This window comes from Pseudomonas sp. GD03875 (genome assembly GCF_029840585.1).
Taxonomy (GTDB): Bacteria; Pseudomonadota; Gammaproteobacteria; order Pseudomonadales; family Pseudomonadaceae; genus Aquipseudomonas; species Aquipseudomonas paralcaligenes.
Genome location: NZ_JAOCCV010000032.1, coordinates 54,443 through 62,859 on the forward strand (window position 1 = coordinate 54,443; position 8,417 = coordinate 62,859).

9 protein-coding genes are annotated in these 8,417 nt (G+C 66.5%); 6 read left to right on the forward strand and 3 right to left on the reverse strand.

All coding sequences use genetic code 11. The annotated features are described in order from the left end of the window. Positions 1 to 9: 9 nt before the first annotated feature. Genes N5D30_RS21570 through N5D30_RS21580 form a run of 3 tightly spaced genes read left to right on the forward strand, consistent with a single transcriptional unit; the run spans position 10 to position 2,415 of the window. The gene (locus N5D30_RS21570) at positions 10 to 453 is read left to right on the forward strand and encodes a Spy/CpxP family protein refolding chaperone (protein ID WP_279910652.1); all 444 of its coding nucleotides are present in this window, start codon (positions 10 to 12) and stop codon (positions 451 to 453) included. A 60-nt stretch (positions 454 to 513) separates the two neighbouring features. Beyond that, complete coding sequence (locus N5D30_RS21575; RefSeq protein WP_279910653.1) at positions 514 to 1,839, forward strand: HAMP domain-containing sensor histidine kinase; 1,326 nt, start codon at positions 514 to 516, stop codon at positions 1,837 to 1,839. A 9-nt stretch (positions 1,840 to 1,848) separates the two neighbouring features. Next, a complete protein-coding gene (locus N5D30_RS21580) occupies positions 1,849 to 2,415 on the forward strand; it encodes an SMI1/KNR4 family protein (RefSeq protein ID WP_279910654.1) in 567 nt (188 codons plus the stop codon). A gap of 24 nt (positions 2,416 to 2,439) precedes the next feature. Here N5D30_RS21580 and N5D30_RS21585 read toward each other — a convergent pair whose 3' ends face one another. Beyond that, a complete protein-coding gene (locus N5D30_RS21585; RefSeq protein ID WP_279910655.1) occupies positions 2,440 to 2,997 on the reverse strand; it encodes an NAD(P)H nitroreductase in 558 nt (185 codons plus the stop codon). Positions 2,998 to 3,217: 220 nt separating this feature from the next. After that, positions 3,218 to 3,577 (reverse strand): YkgJ family cysteine cluster protein, encoded by a 360-nt coding sequence (locus N5D30_RS21590; RefSeq protein ID WP_220812813.1) that lies wholly within the window; start codon positions 3,575 to 3,577, stop codon positions 3,218 to 3,220. A gap of 210 nt (positions 3,578 to 3,787) precedes the next feature. Between N5D30_RS21590 and N5D30_RS21595 the strand changes: the two genes are divergently transcribed. Further along, on the forward strand, positions 3,788 to 5,242 hold the full coding sequence (locus N5D30_RS21595) for a TrkH family potassium uptake protein (protein WP_220812812.1): 1,455 nt from the start codon (positions 3,788 to 3,790) through the stop codon (positions 5,240 to 5,242). Positions 5,243 to 5,436: 194 nt separating this feature from the next. On the opposite strand, the gene N5D30_RS21600 is transcribed toward N5D30_RS21595, so the two are convergent. Further along, positions 5,437 to 6,441 carry an AraC family transcriptional regulator gene (locus tag N5D30_RS21600; protein ID WP_279910656.1) on the reverse strand — a complete coding sequence of 335 codons (1,005 nt, stop codon included), beginning with the start codon at positions 6,439 to 6,441 and terminating at the stop codon, positions 5,437 to 5,439. Between the two features lie 128 nt (positions 6,442 to 6,569). Between N5D30_RS21600 and N5D30_RS21605 the strand changes: the two genes are divergently transcribed. Both N5D30_RS21605 and N5D30_RS21610 read left to right on the forward strand, forming a co-directional pair. Next, the gene (locus tag N5D30_RS21605; protein WP_220812810.1) at positions 6,570 to 6,887 is read left to right on the forward strand and encodes an Mpo1-like protein; all 318 of its coding nucleotides are present in this window, start codon (positions 6,570 to 6,572) and stop codon (positions 6,885 to 6,887) included. A gap of 185 nt (positions 6,888 to 7,072) precedes the next feature. Continuing rightward, positions 7,073 to 8,417: adenylate/guanylate cyclase domain-containing protein (locus N5D30_RS21610; RefSeq protein ID WP_279910657.1), on the forward strand; the 1,345-nt coding region annotated here is incomplete at its 3' end.

The following is an 8,417-nucleotide window of genomic DNA, read 5'->3' on the forward strand; positions in this document are numbered from 1 at the left end:
GAGATACCCATGCGCAAGACTCTTACCGCCCTGCTGCTGGCTGCCAGCCTGCCGGCCATCGCCCTGGCCATGCCCGACGGCGCTCCGGGCAAACACGGCGGCTGTGAAAGAGGCATGCACAGCGAACACCGCGAGCACGGCAAGCGTCCATTCAAGGACCTCGACCTCAGCGCCGAACAGCGCCAGCAGATCGGCAAGCTGATGCGCGAACAGCGCGATGCGCCGCGCGAGATCACCCGCAAGTACCTGGACAAGCTGCCCAAGGCCGAGCAGGACGCCATGAAGAAGGAGCTGGAGAACAGCCGCCTGGAACATCAGAAGGCCATCCGCGCCATCCTGACGCCCGAGCAGCAGAAGACCTTCGACGCGCACAAGGCCGAGATGGAAAAGCGCCGGACCGAGCGCCAGGAATTCGAGGCCTGGAAAGCGGAGAAAGCCAAGAAGGCCGAGTAATATCCGACCAGCCCACGGACCCGACCAACCGCCGGGTTCTTCTTTTATCGAGGAGTCCCCATGCGTTCGATGTTCTGGCGCATCTTCGCCAGCTTCTGGCTGGCCGTCGCCCTGGTGTCGGGCTTGTCCCTGCTGCTCAGCCGGGCCCTGAACCAGGACGCATGGGTACTGGCCCATCACCCCGCGCTGGACAATCTCGCCGAGCGCTGGTCACAGAAATTCGAGGAACAGGGCGCCGAAGCCGCACAGCGCTTCCTGGAGCAACGCAAGAAGCGCTTCCACATCGATACCCAGGTGCTGGACGACAACGGCCAGAACCTGGTGAGCGGCACCTTCCCGGCCCGCGCCGCCGCCTACGAGGCACGCCAGCGCAACGACAAGCGCCTGCCCTGGCGGCGCCTGACCGAGGAATACATCAGCCCGAACGGCGAGACCTACCTGTTCATCTACCGCATCCCCCATCCCGAACTGATGGAGTGGCACCGCGCTAGCCTGTTCTGGCCGTTCAGCGCCTTCGGCATCGCCCTGGTGGTGCTGACCGCCATCAGCGTGCTGCTGACGCTCTCCATTACCCGCCCGCTCGGTCGCCTGCGTGGCGCCGTGCATGACCTCGGGCAGACTGCCTATCAGCAGCACAGCCTGGAGCGCCTCGCCAAGCGCGGCGACGAGCTCGGCCTGCTGGCCCGTGACTTCAACCGCATGGGCTCGCGCCTGCAGGACCTGATCGGCAGCCAGCGCCAGCTGCTGCGCGACGTTTCCCACGAACTGCGCTCGCCGCTGGCGCGCCTGCGCGTGGCGCTGGCATTGGCGGAGCGGGCCGAGCCGTCCCAGCGCGAACAGCTGTGGGGGCGTCTCTCCCAGGAATGCGATCGCCTGGAAGCCCTGATCGGCGAGATCCTCGCCCTGGCGCGCCTGGACGCCGACCCTGGCGCGGCACGGCCGATCAACCTGCGCCAGTTGCTCGACCAGTTGCAGGCCGACACCGCCCTGGCCGCGCCCGAGCAGACGCTGCAGGTCCACATGGACGAGCACCCCTTCGCACTCTCGGGTTGGCCAGACATGCTCGCCCGCGCCATGGACAACCTGCTGCGCAACGCCCTGCGATTCTCCCCGCCGGACCGGCCCATCGAGGTGGACGTCAAACGTCACGAGGGCCAGTTGCTGATCGCCATCCGCGACCACGGCCCCGGCGTCCCCCCAGAGCTGCTGGAGCACCTGGGCGAGCCGTTCTTCCGCGCCCCCAACCAGGCGGCGCCCGGGCATGGCCTGGGACTGGCCATCGCCCGCCGCGCGGCGGAGCGTCACGATGGGCAACTACTATTGGGCAATCACCCGGAAGGTGGTTTCATCGCTACCCTGGCGCTGCCACTGGCGGCCGACCAATAGGACATTCTCATGAGCCCCGACCAGTATCTCGCCCACCTGCGCGCCGTGTACGAGGCATTCGAACTGCCGTTCGAACTCATGCCGCCGGCCTCGGAACAGGAGCTGGCGGTCGTCCAGCAGGAACTCGGCCCCGTGGAGCCGGACCTCGCCGCGCTCTGGCGCATGACCCGCGGCAGCAGTGCGGACTGCCCGCAGCCTTTTTTCCAGCGACCGGGCTTCATCGATTCGCTGGATTTCCTCACCCCGCCACAGGCCCTCGACCAGGCGCGCAGCATGCAGGCACGCGCCCAGCGCATGTGGGACCTGGCCGGCCCGGCCAGCACGGACGAACGCCTGACGGGCCACTGGTGGGAGCAGGGCTGGCTGCCGTTCGCGAGCTTCTACGGCGACATCGTGCTGCTGATCGACAACCATCCCGGCCCCAGGGGGCAGGCGGGACAGGTGATCGCCTACGTGCACGATCCCGACAAGATGAGTTGGATCGCGCCGAGCTTCGCCGAATACCTGCGGGCAGCGGCGGCCAGCATCGATGAAGACCGCGAGGAATTCCTGCTCGCCCCGCTGGACGAGCTTTGAGCGTCTGCCGCTCGCGCGGGCGTTTCAGCCCTGCCAGGCGCTGACGAAATCGCCGGGTTCCAGGGCCGGCGGGACACGCCTCGCGCCCTCGAAGCTGCCGAGGTAGAGGAAGCCGACGATCTTCTCGTTGGCGGCCAGCCCCAGGCCGCGCAGCACATGAGGATGGTGGGCCAGGTCGCCGGTGCGCCAGATGCCGCCGAAGCCCAGCGCCTGGGCCGCCAGCAGCAGGCTGTGGACGGCGCAGCCGGCGGATAGCACCTGCTCTTCCTGCGGCACCTTGGGGTGCTCGCTGAGGCGTGCGATCACCACCACCACCAGCGGCGCGCGCAGGGGCATGGCGCGCGCCTTGTCCAGCGCCTCGGGCCGGGTCGCCGGGTCGCCGGCCAGCGCCTCCGCGTACAGCTCACCGAGCCGCACCCGCGCCTCGCCTTCCACGGTCAGGAAGCGCCAGGGGCGCAATTGTCCGTGGTCGGGCGCGCGCAGGGCGGCGCGGAACATCAGCTCGCGCTGGGCCGCATCGGGCGCGGGCGCCAGCAGGCGGCCGACGGAGACGCGGTTGAGCAGCAGATCGAGGGCTTGCATGGCCTTCTCCCGGTAGGAACAGGCCGCCATTCTAGGGTCTGTTGACGCTTAGAGTCTGTTCAAAATCTCGCGAGCTAGCGCTATGCAAGGCAAAAACAGGCGAGGAAGCGGAGTTTACTGGTGTAAATGAGCATTCCGAGCCTGTTTTTAACGCAGCAGAGCCGACGCACAGCAGATTTTGAATAGGCTCTTAGAAGCGACCGCGACGGCTGGCGCAGCGTCAGGCCACCTGCTCGGGCATCAGCGGCGGGGTCAGGGGCGGTAACCCGTAGGCCGCCCGCGCGGCATCGCAGTGGGCGTTGTGCTGGCCATCCTGCCAACTGGCGGTGAATTCCCGACAGGTGCTGGAGCGCTTCTCGTAGAGGCTGCAGCGCGTGCCGCAGCCCACGTCGCCGAGCAGCCCGACACAGCGCGCCGGCTTGGCGGTGGTGCCGAGCATGGCCACATGGTGCGGGCCGACCTGTTCGACCAGCTCGTCCGGCACGCTGCCGCCGGCGGAGCGGCACTCGCCCCAGAAGAAGGACACACGGAAATGCGCGCAGCAGGCGCCGCAAGTGAGGCAGGGGTTGTTTTCGGACATGATGGGGAGGGCACGAAGAAACCGGACATGGCCGGCGATCGGGTGTCTATTCTATGAATCCGCCGATCGCTGTGAAGCCCCCCAGGAATGGATTTACAGAGCCTGACGCCAAGGTAGAATGGCGCGCCCATGCGCAACCGGCACCCGCCCCACCCCGCGCGCCCTCGCCTGCTCTAGAATCGACGGTACCGCAGCGCGGAAAGGAACCCGATGTCTCTGCCCACCCTACGCATCCTCGCTTTCATCAACGGCATCTTCCTGGTCACCCTGGCCGTCAGCATGCTGGTTCCCGTGGCCACGCTGCTGGTGTTCAAGCAACCCCAGAGCATCGACGCCTTCCTCTGGTCCAGCCTGATCACCTTCGTCGCCGGCATCTCGATGGTCGCCCAGGGCCGCCCGCAGCACGGCCAGCTGCGCCCCCGCGACATGTACATGCTGACCGTCTCCAGCTGGGTGCTGGTGTCGGTCTTCGCCACCCTGCCCTTCATCTTCACCCAGCACGCCAGCTTCACGGACGCGTATTTCGAGAGCATGTCCGGCATCACCGCGACCGGCGCCACCATCTTCATCGGCCTAGACGACATGTCGCCGGGCATCCTGATCTGGCGCTCGATGCTGCACTGGCTCGGCGGCATCGGCTTCATCGCGATGGCCGTGGCGATCCTGCCGATGCTGCGCATCGGCGGCATGCGCCTGTTCCAGACCGAGTCCTCGGACCGTTCGGACAAGGTCATGCCACGCTCGCACATGGTCGCCAAGTACATGGTGGTGGCCTACGTCGGCCTCAGCGCGCTGGCCGTGCTGGGCTTCTGGCTGGCCGGAATGAACCTGTTCGACGCCGTCAACCACGCGATGTCCGCCATCTCCACCGGCGGCTTCTCCACCTCGGACGCCTCCCTGGCCAAGTGGCAGCAGCCAGCCGTGCACTGGGTGGCAGTGGTGGTGATGATCTGCGGCAGCCTGCCGTTCGTGCTCTACGTCTCGGCCCTGCGCGGCAACGTCCGGGCGCTGATCCGCGACGAACAGGTGCGCGGCTTCATCTTCGTTCTGCTCGGCAGCTGGGTGGCGCTGGCCACCTGGTACACCCTGACTACCCAGCTGCACTGGCTGGAGGCCCTGCGCCACGTGGCGGTGAACACCACGTCGATCATGACCACCACGGGCTTCGCCCTCGGCGACTACAGCCTGTGGGGCGGCTTCTCGACCATGCTGTTCTTCTACCTCGGTTTCATCGGCGGCTGCTCCGGCTCCACCGCCGGCGGCCTCAAGGTGTTCCGCTTCCAGGTCGCCTTCATCCTGCTCAAGGCCAACCTGATGCAGCTGGTCCACCCGCGCGCGGTGATCAAGCAGCAGTACAACCGCCACCGCCTGGACGAGGACATCGTCCGCTCGATCCTGGCCTTCTCCTTCTTCTTCACCATCACCATCGCCGCCCTGGCCCTGGCCCTCAGCCTGTGCGGGCTGGACTGGATCACCGCGCTGTCCGGCGCGGCCAGCACGGTGTCGGGCGTAGGCCCCGGCATGGGCCCGGTGATCGGCCCGGCCGGCACCTACGCCAGCCTGCCGGACACTGCTAAGTGGCTGCTCAGCGCCGGGATGCTGCTGGGCAGGCTGGAGATCCTTACGGTGCTGGTGTTGCTCTTCCCCGCCTTCTGGCGCCACTGAAAAATCCGCTCAGACCTGCTGCGCACGCCTGATCCGCGTGCGGGCAGTGCTCGCAATGCTCATGGACAGGAGTCCACTGCGCTTGCTGCGCGCTGGCCGCCCGCGGCTGAGGCGCGCTCGCGACGGCCTGGGCGGATTTTTACCGAGCCGGGCACCGCACGTCCGCACGCCGGGCCGGGTCTCTCTGCCAACCCTCACAAGCGCGCCCGGTATTCTCCGGGGGTGGCGTCGAACCAGCGGCGGAAGGCGCGGAAGAAGTTGCTGGGGTCGGCGAAGCCGAGCAGGTAGGCGATTTCCAGCAGGGTGAGGTTGGGCTGGGCCAGGTACTGCTCGGCCAGTTCGCGGCGGGTATCGTCGAGCAGCTGCTGGTAACTGGTGCCTTCCTCCTGCAGGCGGCGCTGCAGGGTGCGCTCGGACAGCAGCAGCGCCTGGGCCACCGCCTCGCGCTTGGGCTCGCCCTGGGGCAGCAGGCGGCACAGCACCTGGCGCACCTGGTGAGTCACGCGGCTCTCGGAGAAGCGCGCCAGGTACTCGCCGGCGAAACGGTCGTGCAGCTGCGCCAGCGCCTCGTTGGCGGAGGGCAGCGGCGCGTCCAGGTCGGCACGGTCGAACAGCAGGCCGTAGTGCTCGGCGTTGAAGCGCAGCGGCGCCTGGAACACCTCGCGGTACAGTTCCAGGCGCTCCGGCGGCGGCCCCTGGAAGCTGACCTGGCGCGGAGTCATCGGCTTGCCGGTCAGCCAGCGGCAGAAGGTCAGGGTATGGGCCAGCGAGGCCTCGCAGCTCTGCCTGGCGGCAGGCAGACGGTCGCCGTGGATCGCCAGGGTCAGCTCGTAGCCGTCCGGGCGCACGTGGAAGCTCAGGTCGGAGCCCTCGGCGATGATCCGCTGGTAGCGCACCAGGCGATTGAAGCCTTCCCGCAGGTTGCGGCTGGACATCAGCGCGTAGCCCACCACATGGAAGGCGGTCGGCCGCACCGACAGGCGCGCCATGTTCAGGCCGATGGCCGGGTTGCCCGAGACGTCTACCGCCAGGTGCCACAGCCGGGTCATGTCGTCCTGCGGGAAGCGCGCCTCCGGGTCTTCCAACGCGGCGTAGTCCAGCCCCAGCCGGGCGAACAGCGCACGGCAATCGAGGCCCTCCAGTTCCAGCGCCTGGACGATGCTGGAGGCCCAGCTGGAAGAAGTAGTACGTTCGCTCATCGGTGGTTCTGTTCTTATATGGCTAAGCACGCTTTGGCGCCATGAGGATACTAAACTGGCCCTGTATGTCACTGGCCGCGGAAGACAGCCTGGTTAGACTGTTGTCCAACAATGACAGGAGGTATGCCATGAGCGCTGAAACCACCGCCCGCTTCAACAGCTTCGCCGAGTTCTATCCCTACTACCTGCAGGAACACAGCAACGACGTGTGCCGCCGCCTGCATTATGTCGGCAGCCTTCTGGTGCTGGGCATCCTCGCCTACGCCGTGGTCACCCAGCAATGGCTCTGGCTGCTGGCCATGCCGCTGGCCGGCTATGGCTTCGCCTGGGTCGGCCACTTCGTCTTCGAGAAGAACAAGCCAGCCACCTTCAAGTACCCGCTGTACAGCCTCATGGGCGACTGGGTGATGCTCAAGGACGCCTTCACCGGCCGTATCCGCTTCTGATCCCATCGGCGGAGGTGCGCTCCACGCGCACCGCCGCCCGACCTCCTGCTCCCCTCGCGACGCCACTCGGCACTCCCTACTGGTCGTGTGACCTGCTCCTCGTTATGATCCCGCTGGCTCGGCTATTGCAGAGTCCAGATGCCCGCCAGAGGCGTCAGAAATCCAGCAGGGATAGTCCATACCGCATGAAATTCGCCGTCCAGGAAACACCCGGGGCGCAGCCTGCCCCGTTGCTCCGCGAGTATTATTCGCGAGTGCTGGCCTACATAGCCCCGGCCGCCGCCGTCGCCGCCGGCACCTACAGCCAGCACTTCGGCTACGACATCCTCTGGCTGGTGCCCTACGCCCTGCTCTATCCGCATCTGGCCTACCACCTCAGCAATCGCTTCAAACGCGACTACCCGCAGCAGACCAACCTGGTCCTGCTGTTCATCGACGCCCTGCATGCCGGCGCGGCTGCCGTGCTGATGACGTTTTCCCTCGTACCCACCCTGATGTTCCTGCTGACGCTGAGCTTCAGCGCACTGATCGCCGGCGGCCTGCGCAAGATGGGCATGGCGCTTCTGGTGGCGACCGGCAGCATGGCCTTGAACGCCGCCCTGCTGAAGCCGGAAATCAACATCGCCACGCCGAGCCTGGTGGCCCTGGTCAGCATCCTGCTGACTACCCTGTACATCTGCATCACCGCCTTCTTCGTCAATGAACAGGGCATGCGCCTGACCCAGGCGCGCATCGAGATCAAACGCGAGCAGGAAAAGGCCGCGCGCCTGGCGCGCAACCTCGCCAAGTACCTGTCGCCCCAGGTGTGGGAGATGATCTTCAGCGGCAAGAAGCACGTGCGCCTGGAAACCCAGCGCAAGAAGCTCACCGTGTTCTTTTCCGACATCAAGGGCTTCAGCGAACTGGCCGAGGAATTGGAAGCCGAGCAGCTGACCGACCTGCTCAACACCTACCTCAACGAAATGTCGAAGATCGCCCTCAAGTACGGCGGCACCATCGACAAGTTCGTCGGCGACAGCGTGCTGGTGTTCTTCGGCGACCCCACCAGCCAGGGCGCCAAGAAAGACGCGGTGAACGCCGTGTCCATGGCCGTCGCCATGCGCAAGCACATGAAGGTGCTGCGCCAGCAGTGGCGCGCCCAGGGCATCACCAAGCCGCTGGAGATCCGCATGGGGCTCAACACGGGCTATTGCACCGTGGGCAACTTCGGCGCCGACACGCGCATGGACTACACCATCATCGGCCGCGAGGTGAACCTGGCCAGCCGCCTGGAAATCTCCTCGGAAGCCGGCGAGATTCTCATCTCCCACGAGACCTACTCGCTGATCAAGGACGTGATCATGTGCCGCGACAAGGGCCAGATCGTGGTCAAGGGCTTCAGCCGTCCGGTGCAGATCTACCAGGTGGTGGACTTCCGCCGCGACCTGGGCGCCCGCTCCAGCTATGTCGAGCACGAACTGCCCGGCTTCTCCATGTACCTGGATACCAACGGCATCCAGAACTACGACAAGGAGAAGGTCATCCAGGCCC

Coding starts and splice junctions, on each gene's coding strand:
- N5D30_RS21570 (WP_279910652.1), top strand. CDS start 10: ATGCGCAAGACTCTTACCGCCCTGCTGCTGGCTGCCAGCCTGCCGGCC.
- N5D30_RS21575 (WP_279910653.1), top strand. CDS start 514: ATGCGTTCGATGTTCTGGCGCATCTTCGCCAGCTTCTGGCTGGCCGTC.
- N5D30_RS21580 (WP_279910654.1), top strand. CDS start 1,849: ATGAGCCCCGACCAGTATCTCGCCCACCTGCGCGCCGTGTACGAGGCA.
- N5D30_RS21585 (WP_279910655.1), bottom strand. CDS start 2,997: ATGCAAGCCCTCGATCTGCTGCTCAACCGCGTCTCCGTCGGCCGCCTG.
- N5D30_RS21590 (WP_220812813.1), bottom strand. CDS start 3,577: ATGTCCGAAAACAACCCCTGCCTCACTTGCGGCGCCTGCTGCGCGCAT.
- N5D30_RS21595 (WP_220812812.1), top strand. CDS start 3,788: ATGTCTCTGCCCACCCTACGCATCCTCGCTTTCATCAACGGCATCTTC.
- N5D30_RS21600 (WP_279910656.1), bottom strand. CDS start 6,441: ATGAGCGAACGTACTACTTCTTCCAGCTGGGCCTCCAGCATCGTCCAG.
- N5D30_RS21605 (WP_220812810.1), top strand. CDS start 6,570: ATGAGCGCTGAAACCACCGCCCGCTTCAACAGCTTCGCCGAGTTCTAT.